Below are 14,774 nucleotides of genomic sequence, written 5' to 3'. Positions count from 1 at the left end.
TAAGCAGATTTGACCTGCTTTTGGTCTGGCTTCGTGTCATCCCGTACATCTCGCTGGGTCTTCACCGACGCATCCCCCCTGCAGTGCTTCAACGCCCGGTCCCATCTGCGGGTTCCCGCACGCAGCGGATACAGTCACGGTTGCGTCAACTACGGGGACAGGAGAGGGCCATTACCGGCAACCGGCAGACGAGCTTGGCATTCGCCGAGGCGTACGGCGCCGGGACCATCGACGACAAGGCCGACGCCGCCCTGCACTGGTCCCGTGACCTGGCGCGGGAGGTGGGCATCCGGGCGGTCTCCACGGGCACCGGCACCGCCCTGCGCCTGCTCGCCGCGACGGCGGACGCCAAGGCGGTCGCCGAGATCGGCACCGGCACGGGAGTGTCGGGTATCTACCTTTTGCACGGTATGCGCCCCGACGGTGTCCTGACGACGGTCGACCTGGAACCGGAACGGCAGCAGTTCGCGAAGCAGGCGTTCCGGGAAGCGGGCTTCGCCGGCAACCGCGCGCGCTTCATCCCCGGCCGCGCCCTGGACGTCCTGCCCCGGCTCGCGGACGGCGGCTACGACCTCGTCTTCTGTGACGGCGACCGCATGGAGTGCCTCGACTACCTCGCTGAATCGTTGCGGCTGCTGCGCCCCGGCGGCCTGGTCTGCTTCGAGGGCGTCTTCGCCGACGGCCGTACCGTCGACTCGGCGGCGCAGCCCGCGGAGGTGCTGCGCCTGCGGGAGCTGCTGCGCACGCTGCGCGAGAGCGACGCGCTGGTCTCGTCCCTGCTGCCGGTGGGCGACGGCCTGCTGTGCGCCGTCAAGCGGGGCTGAGCGCGGCCGTGGCGTACGCGGGAACGGCCGCCGCCCGGCCGCCCCGGAAACGAACGCGGCCCCGGCAGGCGTCGCGCACGCGCGCGAGCACCGGCCGGGGCCCGGGTATTCGGCTGGGGGTCCAGGGGTCAGCCCCGGGAAACCGCAGCATCAGGGCGGCTGCCCTGTCAGACGGTGACCTTCTCCAGGGCCTCGCCCAGGGCCTTGGCTTCGTCGGGAGTCAGCTCGACGACGAGTCGACCGCCGCCTTCGAGCGGAACGCGCATGACGATGCCCCGCCCCTCCTTGGTCACCTCGAGCGGGCCGTCGCCCGTCCGCGGCTTCATGGCCGCCATGCTCGTTCCCCTTCCTGAAACCAGCTCACGCAGCCGACAACCCAGGTGTCACCGGCATCGAACACATTGCTTCCAGGCCATTATCCCGCATCGCACGACCCGATGACCAACATCGGGGAGCATCCCTTCGGCAACGCGCTCTCGCAAAACCACCCAATTCGGGGAGTGGGCTGCGATACTTCGCCATCCACCGGCGTCCGGTCCTCGCCGGTTGTTTGACGTACGTCACATGACGGGCGCCGATGATCTCCGGCATCCTGAGCGACGGCTGCCACAGCCGAGCAGCCCGAGCCGCGACGGAGGGACCCCTCACCATGGCCGACACCGTGCTCTACGACGTGACCGACGGCGTCGGGACGATCACCCTCAACCGTCCCGACGCGATGAACGCGATGAACACGGAGGCCAAGGCCGCCCTGCGGGACACGCTGCGGGAGGCCGCCGCCGACCCGGCCGTACGGGCCGTCCTGCTGACCGCCACCGGCCGGGCCTTCTGCGTGGGCCAGGACCTCAAGGAGCACATCGGGCTGCTGGCCGAGGACCGCGCGACCGGCTCCGGGCAGACCATGAGCACGGTGCGCGAGCACTACAACCCCATCGTCACGGCGCTCGCCGGGATGCCGAAGCCGGTGGTGGCGGGGGTGAACGGGGTCGCGGCGGGCGCGGGCGCCGGCTTCGCGCTGGCCGCCGACTTCCGGGTGGTCGCCGACACCGCCTCCTTCAACACCTCCTTCGCGGGCGTCGCGCTCACCGCCGACTCCGGGATCTCCTGGACGCTGCCCCGCCTCGTCGGCCACGGCCGCGCCGCCGACCTGCTGCTCTTCCCGCGCAGCATCACCGCACAGGAGGCGTACGACCTGGGCATCGCCAACAAGGTCGTACCGGCGGCGGACTTGGCGGCCGAGGCGGCGGCGGTGGCGCGCACGCTGGCCGCGGGGCCGACCGCCGCGTACGCCGCGATCAAGGAATCCCTGGCGTACGGGGCCGCTCACACGCTCACCGAGACGCTCGCCAAGGAGGAGGAGCTCCAGACCCGGGCGGGCGCCTCGGAAGATCACCACATCGCGGTGGAGGCCTTCGTGAAGAAGGAGAAGCCGCGCTTCCTGGGGCGCTGACCTTTCCGGGGCGCTGACCGGGAGAGCGCCCGGGCCCGGCGGCCCGGCCGGGGAGCCGGCCGGGCTCCTCAGCCCTCCGCCGCCGCCTCCACCGCGTCCCGCACATGGCAGTCCGCGAGGTGGTCGTTGACCAGGCCGCACGCCTGCATCGTCGCGTACGCCGTGGTCGGGCCGACGAAGCGGAAGCCGCGCTTCTTCAGATCCTTGGCCAGCGCCGTGGACTCCGGGGTGACCGGCGCGAGATCGGCGAGGGTGCGCGGCGCGGGCCGGGCGCCGCGCTCGGGGGCGTACGACCAGATCAGCCGGTCCAGCTCGCCCGGCTCCAGCCCGGCCGCCACCCGGGCGTTGTTGATCACTGCGGCGATCTTGGCGCGGTTGCGGATGATCCGGGCGTCGGTGAGCAGCCGCTCGGCGTCCGCGTCGGTGAACCGCGCGACCGCCTCGATCCGGAAGTCCGCGAACGCGGCCCGGAAGCCCTCGCGGCGGCGCAGGATCGTGATCCAGGACAGCCCGGACTGGAACGCCTCCAGGCTCATCCGCTCGAACAGCGCGTCGTCGCCGTGGACCGGCAGGCCCCACTCGGTGTCGTGGTACGTGCGATAGTCGGCCATTTTCTCCGACTCCATGCCCCAGGGGCAGCGCGGCACCCCGTCCGGCGCCGTGCTCACCGAAGTCATCAGACGGTCTTCCCCTCGTCCTCGCCGCCGGACGCCGGGGCGTGCCCCTGCTCCGGCCCTTCCTCGGCCCGGTCGGCGGGCCCGTCCTCGATCAGGCCGGGCGCGCCCATCGCCGCGGCGTGCGCCCCCGCGAGGGCGGACTCCAGCTCGGCGATCCGCGCGTCCCGTTCGGCCAGCTCGGCGCCGAGCCGGTCCAGGACGTCGTCGACGTCGTTCATGCGGTAGCCGCGTACGCACACCGGCAGCCGCAGCGCGTCCACGTCGGCGCGGGAGGCGGGCCGGTCGGCGGGCAGCGGGTCGTACAGCCGGTCCGGCGCGGCCTCGCCGAGGCCGCCCGCCTCACCCCCGCCGACCACGGCGAGCGTGACCGCGGCGACCACCACGACCATCGCGATCAGCAGGAACCAGAACACGACCATCTCCCCGAGCTATGTGTTGCCCCTGATCGTGCCATGCGGGTGTGACGGTTAGGGTCGCTGCCGGACCACGAAGAGGGAGAAGCGATGCTGCGGCTGGGCCATCGGGAATTCACGGCACACGAGCCGGTGATCATGGCGATCGTGAACAGGACCCCGGACTCCTTCTACGACCAGGGGGCCACCTTCAGCGACGAGCCCGCGCTCGCCCGGGTGGAGCAGGCGGTGGCAGAGGGTGCCGCGATCATCGACATCGGCGGGGTCAAGGCGGGCCCGGGCGAGGAGGTCAGCGCCGCGGAGGAGGCCCGGCGCACGGTCGGCTTCGTGGCCGAGGTGCGCCGGCGGCACCCGGACGTGGTGATCAGTGTGGACACCTGGCGGCACGATGTGGCCGAGGCGGTCTGCGAGGCCGGCGCCGATGTGCTGAACGACGCGTGGGGCGGGGTGGACCCGAAGCTGGCCGAGGTCGCGGCCCGCTACGGCGCCGGTCTCGTGTGCACCCATGCGGGTGGTGTCGAGCCGCGGACCCGCCCGCACCGGGTGGCGTACGAGGACGTGATGGCGGACATCCTGCGGGTGACGCTGGGCCTGGCCGAGCGCGCGGTGGAGCTGGGCGTACGCCGGGACGCGATCATGATCGACCCGGGGCACGACTTCGGGAAGAACACCCGGCACAGCCTGGAGGCGACGCGCCGGCTCGGCGAGATGACGGCCGCCGTTCCCGGGGACCTCGGCTTCGACCGGGCGGGGAACACCCCGTTCCCGGTGCTGGTCTCGCTGTCGAACAAGGACTTCGTCGGCGAGACGCTGGACAAGCCGGTCAAGGAGCGGCTGCTCGGGACGCTGGCGACGACCGCGGTGTCGGCGTGGCTGGGCGCGCAGGTCTACCGCGTCCATGAGGTCGCCGAGACCCGGCAGGTGCTGGAGATGGTGGCCTCGATCGCGGGCCACCGGCCCCCGGCGGTCGCCCGCCGGGGGCTCGCTTAGCGGACGGGCGGGAGCTCCGCCCGTACGGCTACTTCCCCGTCTCCTTGGACACCAGCGCCACCGCCTCGTCCACGTCGTCGGTGACGTGGAACAGCAGCAGATCGTGCTCGGAGGCCTTGCCCTGGGCGACGACCGTGTCGCGCAGCCAGTCGACGAGGCCGTTCCAGTACTCCGTACCGAAGAGCACGATCGGGAAGCGGGTCACCTTCCGCGTCTGGACGAGGGTCAGCGCCTCGAACAGCTCGTCGAGGGTGCCCATGCCGCCGGGCAGCACCACGAACCCCTGCGCGTACTTCACGAACATCGTCTTGCGGACGAAGAAGTAGCGGAAGTTGACGCCGATGTCGACGTGCGGGTTCATGCCCTGTTCGAAGGGCAGCTCGATGCCCAGGCCGACGGAGACGCCCTTGGCCTCCCGGGCGCCCCGGTTCGCGGCCTCCATCACGCCGGGCCCGCCGCCGGTGATCACCGCGAAGCCGGCCTCCACCAGCGCCCGGCCGAGGGCCACGCCCGTCTCGTACTCGGGCGAGCCGACGGGCGTACGGGCCGAGCCGAAGACGCTGATGGCACTCGGGAGTTCGGCCAGCGCGCCGAAGCCCTCCACGAACTCCGACTGGATGCGCATGACCCGCCAGGGATCGGTGTGCACCCACTCCGTGTCGCCCTCGGCGGTGTCCAGCAGCCGCTGGTCCGTCGTCCCCCGCTGCACCTGATCGCGCCGGCGCACCACCGGTCCCAGCCGCTGTTCCTCCCACGCCCGCTCTTCCTCGGGGATGGCCATATCGTGCTCCCTCCGCTGCCGGTCGGTGTCCGGCAAGGGTAGATCGGCGCAGGTGACGGGCAGGGCAATTCCGGATGCCGCGGAACAACCGCGGCAGGTGTGCCGGGTGGGTCACACGGTGAGCCAGGCCCCCCTCACGCGGTGAGCCGGGCCCGCGTCACGCGGTGAGCCAGGCCCGCAGGCGCTCCTCGCAGTGCCGGATGCGGTCGGTGGCGACCCTTTCGTCCTTCTTGTGCGCCAGCAGCGCGTCCCCGGGGCCGTAATTGACGGCGGGCACGCCCAGCGCGCTGAAGCGCGAGACGTCCGTCCAGCCGAACTTGGGCTTCGCGGTACCGCCGACCGCCTCCATGAACGCGACGGCAGCGGGGTGCGACAGGCCCGGCAGCGCGCCCGGCGAGTGGTCGTCGACGACCGTCTCGGCGACGCCGCAGTCCGCGAAGACCTCGCGGACGTGGTCGAGCGCCTCCTGTTCGGAGCGGTCGGGCGCGTAGCGGAAATTGACGGCGACCGTGCAGGCGTCGGGGATGACGTTGCCGGCCACGCCGCCCTCGATCCGTACCGCGTTCAGGCCCTCACGGTATTCGAGCCCGTCGATCACGGCGCGCCGCGGCTCGTAGGCGGCCAGGCGGGCGAGGATCGGCGCCGCCGCGTGGATGGCGTTGCTGCCCATCCAGCTGCGCGCCGAGTGGGCCCGCTCGCCGGCGGTGCGCAGCAGCACCCGCAGGGTGCCCTGGCAGCCGCCCTCGACCTGGGTGTCCGAGGGCTCCAGCAGGACGGCGAAGTCGCCCGCGAGCCAGTCCGGGTGCTCCTCGGCGAGCCGCCCGAGCCCGTTGAACTCGGCGGCGATCTCCTCGGCGTCGTAGAAGACGAAGGTCAGGTCGCGGTTGGGGGCGGGGACGGTGGCGGCGATGCGCAGCTGGACGGCGACGCCGGACTTCATGTCGGTGGTGCCGCAGCCCCACAGGACGCCGTCCTCGTCGAGCCGCGAGGGCACGTTGTCCGCGATCGGCACGGTGTCCAGGTGGCCCGCCAGTACGACCCGCTCGGCGTGGCCCTGGTGCGTGCGCGCGACCACGCAGTTGCCGTCCCGCTCCACCGTCAGGTGGGGGAGCGCGCGCAGGGCGTTCTCGACGGCGTCCGCGAGAACCTTCTCGTCCTGGCTGACCGACGGGATGTCGACGAGCTGCGCGGTCAGCTCGGCCGCGTCGCGGGAGAGGTCCAGTGCGGGGGTCTGCGTAGCGGGCTGCATGGGTCCGACCCTACCGGCGGCCCTCCAGTACCGTTGGCTCCGTGTCCGCCCAGCCCACCGCTCCCGCCCGCAGCAAGCGCCTCCTGCGTATCGGCGCGGCCTTCGCCGTGCTCGTCGGGCTGGCCGTGTACCTCGTTGTCCAGTACGTCACCGGCGGCCCGGGGGCACCCCGCTGCTCGGTACGGACCGCGGACGGCGGCGCCCCGTACGAGATCTCGCCGGAGCAGGCCGCGAACGCCGCCACCATCGCGGCCGTCGGCTCCTCGCGGAAGCTGCCGGAGCGGGCCGTGACGATCGCGCTGGCGACCGCGATGCAGGAGTCCGGGCTGCGCAACATCGGCTTCGGCGACCGGGATTCGGTCGGCCTCTTCCAGCAGCGCCCCTCGCAGGACTGGGGCACGGTCCAGCAGATCATGGACCCGGTCTACTCGGCCGGGGAGTTCTACACCCACCTGGCCAAGGTGCCGGGCTATTCCCGGCTGCCGCTGACGGTGGCCGCGCAGAAGGTGCAGCGCAGCGGCTATCCGCAGGCGTACGCCAAGCACGAGCCGAACGCCGCGCTGCTGACCGGCGCGCTCACCGGGCGCGACGGGGCCGCGATGACCTGCTCGGTCAACCGCCCGGCGGACGGCAAGCACCCGGGCGGCACGGACCAGGTGCGCAAGAAGCTGGTGCGCGAGTTCGGCCCGGACGTGCTGCCGCACACGGACGGGGCCGCGCCGGGCGGCGGCAAGGGCGATCAGGGTGACAAGGGCGACAAGGGCAAGGACGGCGGCCGGGTGCTGACGGTGCCCGCGCTGCCGGACTCCTCCGGCGGCGACGGGGACGAGGACGCGGTGACGCGCCGCACGCCGGGCGCGGGGCAGGCCGGCGGGTCGGCGTCGGACGCGGACGGCGCCGGCAGCGAGCGCCGCGGCTGGGAGCTGGCCACCTGGGCAATGGCCCACTCCGGCGAATTGGGCATCGAGCAGATTTCCTACGCCGGGAAGATGTGGTCCGCGGCCGATTCCGGGAAGGGCTGGCAGCAGGCGACCGGCGCGGCGGCGCGTGCTCCGGGTACGGACGTACGGATCGTCACCGGGCGCTGAGGCGCGGCGGCGCCGGGTCCTGGACACGGTCGTACGCCTGCCGCCGGGGCCCGGAACGCGGCCGTGACCTGGCTGTCCGGCCGCTGCCGGAGCGCCTGCGGGCCGCCGCGCCGGTAACCCGGACGGCCGTCCCGCCGTCAGCCCCGGCGTCACCGAGCAGCCGTCCGGCGGGTCGCTCGTTCGCGTTAACACCGTCAATCCGGCGCAGTGGGACGCCATCGCCGCCGCCGGGGTCACCCGATCGGCATGCATGCCGCCTGAACACAGCGGCGTGACGTTTCTGCACCGTACTGCGTACGGCGCACTTTGCCCGGTTTCCTCCGGAGCAGATTATGTGACACCCCACCGATTCTTTACCGGCGGCGCCGCAACCTTCCCGGGGCTGGCGCGGTAGTCACGTCGTGCGCCCGGCAGCCTCCGCGCCCCGCCCGGCGGACACGGCACGTCTGTCAGAAGAACCAGTCCCTCTCCGACAAGGAGCACCATGTCCCTCCCCCTTCGCCGGATCGCCCGAGCCGCGCTGCTGGTCGCCGCCGGCGCAGCCCCCGTGGTCGGCGCGGCAGGCTCCGCGAGCGCCGTGGAGCTGCCGAAGACCACCGACCTGGGTGGTCTGACCGCGGTGGACACCGCGAGCCTCGCCGACGCCGCGGACGGCGCGGTGCAGGGTGCCGGCGACCTCGCCGGTGAGACCGGCGGGAACGCCGCCGAGGCGGGCAGCAAGGTCGTCCGCAAGGCCGTTCCGTCGCTGAGCAAGTCGGCCGGCAAGACCACCGGCAAGACGCTCAAGGAGACCGCCCCGGCCGCGAAGGAGGCCGCGAGCAACGCCGCCGGCGACACCGCGGACAGCGCGGGGGACATCCTCACCGACACCCTGCACACGGCCACCGAGGACGGCCTGCCGACCGACGGCCTGACCGAGACGCTGCCCGGCGACGGCCTGTCCACCGACGGTCTGACCGACTCGGTGTCCGCCGACGGCCTGGCCCAGGGGATCAGCGACAGCGGCCTGGCCTCGGACCTGCTGCCGTCGAACGGGCTGCCGATCAGCTGACGAGCCGCAGCGCACGAAGCCCGGGGCGGACGCCGTACGGAAGGCGTCCGCCCCGGGCTTTCGTATGCGCGGGACTCGTATGCACGGGACTCGTACGCGCGAGACTCGTATGCGCGGTAGGCGCGGGGCTTTCGTCGGGTGCGCGGTTACTGCGCCAGGCGCCGTACGGCCGCGTCCACCCGCTCGTCGGTGGCGGTGAAGGCGACGCGTACGAACCGCTCCCCCGCCGTCCCGTAGAAGTCGCCGGGCGCGACCAGGACGCCGCGCTTGGCGAGGTCGGCGACGGTGTCCCAGCACGACTCGTCGCGCGTCGCCCACAGGTAGAGCGACGCCTCGCTGTGCTCGATGCGGAAACCGGCGGCCTCCAGGGCCTCGCGCAGGGCCGTGCGGCGGCGGGCGTAGCGCTCGCGCTGCTCGCCGACGTGCTCGGTGTCGCCGAGCGCCGCGACCGTGGCGGCCTGCACCGGCGCGGGGATCATCATGCCGCCGTGCTTGCGGATCTGGAGCAGCTCGCCGAGGACCTCGGCGTCGCCCGCGAGGAACGCGGCGCGGTAGCCGGCCAGGTTGGAGCGCTTGGACAGCGAGTGGACGGAGACGATGCCGTCGTACGAGCCGCCGCAGACGTCCGGGTGCAGGACGGAGACCGGGTCGGCCTCCCAGCCCAGCTCGATGTAGCACTCGTCGCTGAAGAGCAGGACGCCGTGCTCGCGCGCCCAGGCGACGGTGCGGCGCAGTTCCTCGACGCCGAGCACGCGGCCGGTGGGGTTGGACGGCGAGTTGAGCCACAGCAGCTTGAGGCCGGCCGGGTCCAGGTCCCAGGGGTCGTCGTAGACGACGGGCTGGGCGCCGGCCAGGCGCGCGCCGACCTCGTACGTGGGGTAGGCCAGGCGCGGGTGGGCGACGCGGTCGCCGGCGCCCAGGCCGAGCTGGGTCGGCAGCCAGGCGACCAGTTCCTTGGAGCCGACGACCGGCAGCACGTTCGTGTGGGCCAGGCCGGTGGCGCCCAGGCGCCGCTCCGCCCAGCCGGTGAGCGCGTCGCGCAGCGCGGCGGTGCCCCAGACCGTCGGGTAGCCGGGGCTGTCGGCGGCGTCCGTGAGAGCTTTTTGGACCAGCGCCGGCACCGGGTCGACCGGAGTGCCCACGGACAGGTCCACGATGCCGTCGGCATGCGCGGCCGCCGTGGTCTTGTACGGCTCCAGCCGGTCCCAGGGGAAGACCGGAAGACGGGATGAGACGGTGCCCACGTTGCTCTCTTTCCTCACGTTCCTCAGGACCCACAGGGCCGGAAACGCCTCGGCCCCGTGCGGCATCGGCACCCCGTCGCGTGTCCTACGCGAGGGGGCGGCCGGCCGTACGGGACCGGGGCGGCGCCATGCGGCCGCTCAGCCGTTCTGCGGCGGCAGCGCTGCGATGAAGGGGTGGTCGCGCTCGATCAGGCCCAGCTTGCTGGCGCCACCGGGCGAACCGAGCTCGTCGAAGAACTCCACATTCGCCTTGTAGTAGTCCTTCCACTCCTCCGGGGTGTCGTCCTCGTAGAAGATCGCCTCGACCGGGCAGACCGGCTCGCAGGCGCCGCAGTCGACGCATTCGTCCGGGTGGATGTACAAGGACCGGGAGCCCTCGTAGATGCAGTCGACGGGGCACTCCTCGATGCATGCCTTGTCCTTGACGTCGACACAAGGCTGCGCGATGACGTAGGTCACGCTGTCGTTCCTCCTCGGTAGGGCTGGCGGACCGATTGGCAGTTCCGCCGCGGGGCGCGCGGGAGCGCGGCGTCGTCGATGCCCGCACCTAGTATCTCCGTTCCCGGGCACGAGACGAACAAGAGGGGCGGGTAGAGCCGTGGAATTCACTACCGGCGGACGGCTGGAGGTCCACATCACCCGTGCTGACGTGGGCAAAAGGGTATCTGTCCGGCGCCTCGTCGGCACCGGCGAGGGGTCCGCGAAGTTCACCGACACGGTGGGTGTGCTCACATCCTGGGACGGCGGTGTGCTGAGCATCACACGCCGGAACGGAGAGACCGTCCGCATTGCCGAGGCCACGCTGGTCGCGGGCAAGACGGTACCGGCGGCTCCGGCCCGCCGCCGCTCCCCCGCGACGAGCGCGCCCGAGCTGGAGCGGGTGGCCGCCCGCGGCTGGCCGCCGGTGGAGAGCGCGTGGCTGGGCGAGTGGCAGCTGCGGGCCAGCGGCGGCTTCACCCGGCGGGCCAACTCGGTGGCGGCCCTGGGCGATCCGGGGCTGCCGCTGGACACCGCGCTGGAGCGGGTCCGCGCCTGGTACGCGGAGCGCTCGCTGCCCGCCTACATCCAGGTCGGTACGGGGGCCCCGGGCACCCAGGAGCACCTGGCGGCCGAACTGGACGGCCGCGGCTGGACGCGCGAGGTGTCGGCGGAGATCCGGACCGCGGCGCTGGCCCCCCTCGGCGACCTGGACGCGGACGTCTCCCGGGTGGCGCTCGCCCGGGAGATCGGCGCGGGGTGGCTGCGCTGCTACCAGCGGTCCGCCGAGCCGGGGCCCGAGGTGCTCAAGGTGCTGCACGGCGGCCCGTCCGTGTGGTTCGCGAGCGTGCCGGACGAGACGGGCGAGGTGATCGCGATCGGGCGGTGCGTGGTGGACGGGCGCTGGGCCGGGTTCGCGGCCGTCGAGGTGGCGCCGGAGCACCGGCGGCGCGGGCTGGCCTCGGCCGTGATGGCGGCGCTGGCCCGCAAGGCCCTGGACGAGGGGGCCTCGGCCGCGTACCTCCAGGTGGAAACGGACAATCACGACGCCCGCGCGCTCTACGACGGGCTGGGTTTCGTCACCCACCACCACTACCACCACTGGCGCGCCACTCAGGGAGGCCCGAGCTGAACGGGTACGAGCCCCGCGGGCTCCCGGAGCCGGACGGGAACGGCGCCTCCGCCGAGCGGCGGCGGCAGTTCGCCGAGGCCGCGCGCGACGAGCGGCCGGACCTGGCCCTGCTGTGCCTGCTGATCGCGGCGGAGGCCGATCCCGCGCTGGACGAGGCAGGCGCGGACGCGGCCCAGATCGAGCTGGACGCGCTGGCCGGGCGGCTGCCGTTCGCCCCGGCCGGCGGCCCGCGTCCGTGGGCCCGCAACGTCGCCGAACTGCTCGGCGCGCGCCTCGGCTTCCGCGGCACGCCCGCCGACTACCGGCGCCTGGAGTCGTCGCTGCTGCACGAGGTGCTGCGGCGCCGGCGGGGTCTGCCGATCCTGCTGTCGGTGGTGTGGATGGAGGTCGCGCGGCGGGCCGGGGCGCCGGTGTACGGGGTGGCGCTGCCGGGCCACTTCGTCGTCGGCTTCGGCGATCCGTACGGTGCGCACGTCCTCGTCGATCCGTTCGACGGCGGGCGGCTGCTGACCGACGAGGACGCGGGGGTGCTGGTCGCGGGCGCGACCGGGGCGCCGCTGACCGAGCAGATGCTCACGCCGGCCGAGCCGCTGGAGATCGTGCTGCGCATCCTGAACAACATCCGGGCGTGGGCGGCGGCCCGGCCGGAGCACAGCGCCGTACAGCTGTGGGCGGTCGAACTGTCCCTGCTGCTGCCCAGCCACCCGGCGCGGCTGCGCCACGACCACGCGCAGCTGCTCGTCCAGCGCGGCGATTTCCTGGGCGGCGCCGCCGAGCTGGAGGAGTACGCGGAGGTGGTCGAGGCGGTCGATCCGCCCGCCGCGGCGGCGATGCGCCGTCAGGCCGCGGCAGCGCGCGCCATGCTCAACTGATCCGGCGTGGCCCGGGCGGCCTCCGCGTCCGTACGCGGTGCGGCGTGCGGGCCGCGGCGCACGATCAGTACGGTCGCGTCGTCCTTCAGCTGCCCGCCGGTGAACCGCTCCAGGTCGGCGCGGAGCGTGTGCGCCAGCTCGTCCGGCTCCAGGTGCGTCCAGCGGGCCAGGCGGTCGGCCAGCGGGTAGAACGCGCCATCCGCGCCGCGCGCCTCGGTGACGCCGTCGGTGCACAGCACGATCCAGTCGTCCGCCAGCGGCTCGACGGCCACGCTCCGGCGTGCCTCATCGGTGAGCCACCCCAGGCCCAGGGGCAGGCCGCCTTCGCCGTCGGTACGCTCGCCGACCTGGCCGTCCCTTACGAGGTAGTACGGAATGTGCCCGCAGGAGAGCACCTTCGTGCCGTCCTCCCCGCGCACCTCCAGCAGCAGGGCGGTGACGAACCGCTCCTGGCCGCCGCGCTCGGCGGAGCGGGCGTTGTAGCGGGACAGTGCCTGTTCCATGCGCTCGGCGACGGCTTCGAGGGTGTCCTTGTAGTAAGCCGCCTCCCGGAACGAGGCCAGCACCTCGTGTCCGGCGCCGATCGCGGGCATGCCCTTGCCCTGCACGTCGCCGATCACCAGCCGCAGCCCGTGCGGCGTCGAGACGGCCTCGTAGATGTCCCCGCCGACGCGCGCGCCCTCCTGGGCGGAGACGTAGAACCCGTAGGCCTCCAGCGGCCCGGCGGTCAGCGGCAGCTCGCGCAGCATCTCCCGCTGCACCGCGTCGGCGACCATGCTCGTACGGGCGTACAGCGCCTCCCGCTCCAGCCGCGTACGGCACAGCACCAGCGCGAAGACGGCGACCAGCGCCACCCCGAAGATCCCGACGACCTTGCTGGCCACGGACCAGTCCGGTACGAGGCGGGCGTGGATGTACGCCTGGCACAGGACGTAGACGGCGGCCACCGCGGCGGTCCACCGGTAGGCGCAGCGCAGCGCGGCGATCAGCGGCGCGATGCCCATGAACAGGGCGAAGTGCAGCTGCGGGCCGGACACCGCGTCCGCCAGCGTGATGGCCAGGGTCACGATGACCAGCAGCATCGCCACACCGCGGTCACGCGCCGGGGATCGCTGGATGGTCGTCACCTGTCCAGCGTGCGCCCGCCCGACCGGTCGGCCCAGGGCCGAAAGTCCTGGTGGGAGCCGTGGCGCGGGTGAGACTCCTTACAGCGGCCGGGCCCCCTGCGGGCCGCGGGGCTACAACCAGCCCTTGTCGCCCGCCGTGCGGACGGCCTCGGCGCGGTTGCGGGCGCCCGTCTTCTGGATGGCGGTGGACAGGTAGTTGCGCACGGTGCCCTGGGAGAGGGTCAGGGCGGCGGCGATCTCGGCGTTGGTGGAGCCGTCGGCCGCCGCGCGCAGCACATCGCGCTCGCGGTCGGTGAGCGGATTCGCCCCGTCGGCCAGGGCCGCCGCCGCGAGCGCCGGGTCGATGACCCGCTCGCCGCGCAGCACCCGCCGCACGGCGTCCGCCAGTTGCGCCGCCGGGGCGTCCTTGACCAGGAACGCGTCGGCGCCGCACTCCATCGCGCGGCGCAGATAGCCGGGCCGCCCGAACGTGGTCAGGATGACGACCTTCAGCTCCGGGAACTCGGCGCGCAGCAGGGCGGCCGCGTCCAGCCCGCTGATCCCCGGCATCTCGATGTCGAGCAGCGCCACGTCCACAGCCTGCGCCCGCGCCGCGGCGACGACCTCGTCGCCCCGAGCGGCCTGCGCCACGACCTCCAGATCCGGCTCCAGCCCCAGGAGCGCGGCCAGCGCCTCGCGAACCATGGACTGGTCCTCGGCAAGAAGGAGGCGCACTTTCTGCGGGGGCCGGTCGTGGCGGAGGTCAGTCATGGGGCAACCCTAGCCAGCTGGAGGCCCTGGTCGGGGCGCGGTCGGGCAGGGGGCGGTGGGGACGACTTGCCTGGTTCACGGATTGCCGGGGCAGTCAGCCACGGTCCAGGTCGCGTCGAGGTCATGGCAGACGACGGCGAGTGAGCCGTTCCGGAACGCGATCTCGTGGCTGCAGCCGTTCCGGTGGGGCAGGACCTCGTCCAGGATCACGGTCCCGAGGTCTTCCCAGCTGCCCTCCTCGACGCTGTCCCCCTCGGCACTGTCCTCCTCGGCGCTTTCGGCATGGAAGCCGGAGACACCTGTGTAGCGGATGATCAGGTCCTCGTCGTGCTTCCAGCAGTTGTGCCGGAACCGGATCTCCAGCTGTTGGTCATCGGCTCCGATGCCCCGGATGTGCTGGAGTTCCAGGTCCTTCACACACCGCTTGCCGGAGAAGTCGTAGTGGTCCGGGGCGGTGGCGAAGGCCCGGGCCCCGGCCGGCAGATCGTCAGCGAGCGAGGCCAGACGCTCCAGGTAAGGGGCAGCGGACAGGACGCCGGGCACGGTGCCGGTCTGCGCCTCCGCATTGATGTACTCCATCGTCCTTCGTCTCCGCTCGTGGCTCTGCCGGCCGACGCATCGTCGCACGCCCCTCATAGCTGCGTCCGGT

At 73.0% G+C, this 14,774-nt stretch carries 17 protein-coding genes; 7 read left to right on the top strand and 10 right to left on the bottom strand.

Annotation, left to right across the window (positions count from 1 at the left end; all coding sequences use genetic code 11):
- The first annotated feature begins 140 nt into the window (after positions 1 to 140).
- Positions 141 to 824, top strand: a complete 684-nt coding sequence (locus IH45_RS0105510; protein ID WP_030662218.1) for an O-methyltransferase — start codon at positions 141 to 143, stop codon at positions 822 to 824.
- A 167-nt stretch (positions 825 to 991) separates the two neighbouring features.
- On the opposite strand, the gene IH45_RS1000000146240 is transcribed toward IH45_RS0105510, so the two are convergent.
- Positions 992 to 1,159, bottom strand: a complete 168-nt coding sequence (locus IH45_RS1000000146240; protein WP_003985072.1) for a DUF3117 domain-containing protein — start codon at positions 1,157 to 1,159, stop codon at positions 992 to 994.
- 314 nt (positions 1,160 to 1,473) lie between these two features.
- On the opposite strand from IH45_RS1000000146240, the gene chcB reads away from it, so the two are divergent.
- Entirely contained in the window at positions 1,474 to 2,274 is an 801-nt protein-coding gene (chcB, locus tag IH45_RS0105500; RefSeq protein ID WP_030662214.1) for a 2-cyclohexenylcarbonyl CoA isomerase, read from the top strand.
- A 68-nt stretch (positions 2,275 to 2,342) separates the two neighbouring features.
- On the opposite strand, the gene IH45_RS0105495 is transcribed toward chcB, so the two are convergent.
- Together IH45_RS0105495 and IH45_RS0105490 are read right to left on the bottom strand one after the other, a co-directional pair.
- Positions 2,343 to 2,951 (bottom strand): DNA-3-methyladenine glycosylase I, encoded by a 609-nt coding sequence (locus IH45_RS0105495; RefSeq protein WP_030662211.1) that lies wholly within the window; start codon positions 2,949 to 2,951, stop codon positions 2,343 to 2,345.
- Positions 2,951 to 3,370 carry a hypothetical protein gene (locus tag IH45_RS0105490; protein WP_030662208.1) on the bottom strand — a complete coding sequence of 140 codons (420 nt, stop codon included), beginning with the start codon at positions 3,368 to 3,370 and terminating at the stop codon, positions 2,951 to 2,953. The genes IH45_RS0105495 and IH45_RS0105490 overlap by 1 nt, the downstream gene beginning before the upstream one ends.
- Before the next feature lie 84 nt (positions 3,371 to 3,454).
- On the opposite strand from IH45_RS0105490, the gene folP reads away from it, so the two are divergent.
- Positions 3,455 to 4,354 carry a dihydropteroate synthase gene (gene folP / locus IH45_RS0105485; protein WP_030662205.1) on the top strand — a complete coding sequence of 300 codons (900 nt, stop codon included), beginning with the start codon at positions 3,455 to 3,457 and terminating at the stop codon, positions 4,352 to 4,354.
- A 28-nt stretch (positions 4,355 to 4,382) separates the two neighbouring features.
- On the opposite strand, the gene IH45_RS0105480 is transcribed toward folP, so the two are convergent.
- Entirely contained in the window at positions 4,383 to 5,135 is a 753-nt protein-coding gene (locus tag IH45_RS0105480; protein WP_030370672.1) for an LOG family protein, read from the bottom strand.
- Between the two features lie 157 nt (positions 5,136 to 5,292).
- The gene (gene dapE / locus IH45_RS0105475; protein WP_030662202.1) at positions 5,293 to 6,384 is read right to left on the bottom strand and encodes a succinyl-diaminopimelate desuccinylase; all 1,092 of its coding nucleotides are present in this window, start codon (positions 6,382 to 6,384) and stop codon (positions 5,293 to 5,295) included.
- A 41-nt stretch (positions 6,385 to 6,425) separates the two neighbouring features.
- Between dapE and IH45_RS0105470 the strand changes: the two genes are divergently transcribed.
- Both IH45_RS0105470 and IH45_RS0105465 read left to right on the top strand, forming a co-directional pair.
- A complete protein-coding gene (locus IH45_RS0105470; protein WP_030662199.1) occupies positions 6,426 to 7,472 on the top strand; it encodes a hypothetical protein in 1,047 nt (348 codons plus the stop codon).
- Between the two features lie 484 nt (positions 7,473 to 7,956).
- The gene (locus IH45_RS0105465) at positions 7,957 to 8,523 is read left to right on the top strand and encodes a hypothetical protein (RefSeq protein WP_030662196.1); all 567 of its coding nucleotides are present in this window, start codon (positions 7,957 to 7,959) and stop codon (positions 8,521 to 8,523) included.
- A gap of 146 nt (positions 8,524 to 8,669) precedes the next feature.
- On the opposite strand, the gene dapC is transcribed toward IH45_RS0105465, so the two are convergent.
- Positions 8,670 to 9,767, bottom strand: coding sequence for a succinyldiaminopimelate transaminase (gene dapC / locus IH45_RS0105460; protein ID WP_030662194.1), 1,098 nt, complete (start codon positions 9,765 to 9,767; stop codon positions 8,670 to 8,672).
- A gap of 138 nt (positions 9,768 to 9,905) precedes the next feature.
- Entirely contained in the window at positions 9,906 to 10,226 is a 321-nt protein-coding gene (gene fdxA, locus IH45_RS0105455) for a ferredoxin (protein ID WP_003985062.1), read from the bottom strand.
- 139 nt (positions 10,227 to 10,365) lie between these two features.
- On the opposite strand from fdxA, the gene IH45_RS0105450 reads away from it, so the two are divergent.
- On the top strand, positions 10,366 to 11,376 hold the full coding sequence (locus IH45_RS0105450) for a GNAT family N-acetyltransferase (RefSeq protein ID WP_030662191.1): 1,011 nt from the start codon (positions 10,366 to 10,368) through the stop codon (positions 11,374 to 11,376).
- Complete coding sequence (locus IH45_RS0105445; RefSeq protein WP_030662187.1) at positions 11,373 to 12,248, top strand: transglutaminase-like and tetratricopeptide repeat-containing protein; 876 nt, start codon at positions 11,373 to 11,375, stop codon at positions 12,246 to 12,248. Before IH45_RS0105450 ends, IH45_RS0105445 begins: the two co-directional genes overlap by 4 nt.
- On the opposite strand, the gene IH45_RS0105440 is transcribed toward IH45_RS0105445, so the two are convergent.
- The 3 genes from IH45_RS0105440 to IH45_RS0105430 all read right to left on the bottom strand — a co-directional run bounded on the left by IH45_RS0105440 (position 12,215) and on the right by IH45_RS0105430 (position 14,704).
- Positions 12,215 to 13,375, bottom strand: coding sequence for a PP2C family protein-serine/threonine phosphatase (locus IH45_RS0105440; RefSeq protein WP_234440428.1), 1,161 nt, complete (start codon positions 13,373 to 13,375; stop codon positions 12,215 to 12,217). The two genes, IH45_RS0105445 and IH45_RS0105440, sit on opposite strands and share 34 nt — an antisense overlap.
- Before the next feature lie 111 nt (positions 13,376 to 13,486).
- Positions 13,487 to 14,125 (bottom strand): response regulator transcription factor, encoded by a 639-nt coding sequence (locus tag IH45_RS0105435; protein ID WP_030662182.1) that lies wholly within the window; start codon positions 14,123 to 14,125, stop codon positions 13,487 to 13,489.
- 75 nt (positions 14,126 to 14,200) lie between these two features.
- Positions 14,201 to 14,704 (bottom strand): hypothetical protein, encoded by a 504-nt coding sequence (locus IH45_RS0105430; RefSeq protein ID WP_030662179.1) that lies wholly within the window; start codon positions 14,702 to 14,704, stop codon positions 14,201 to 14,203.
- Between the last annotated feature and the right edge of the window lie 70 nt (positions 14,705 to 14,774).

The sequence above is a fragment of the Streptomyces rimosus subsp. rimosus genome, from assembly GCF_000720725.1.
Taxonomy (GTDB): domain Bacteria; phylum Actinomycetota; class Actinomycetes; order Streptomycetales; family Streptomycetaceae; genus Streptomyces; species Streptomyces rimosus_A.
The sequence above is the reverse complement of the archived record's forward strand: the minus strand, read 5'-3'. Positions and strand labels throughout refer to the sequence as shown.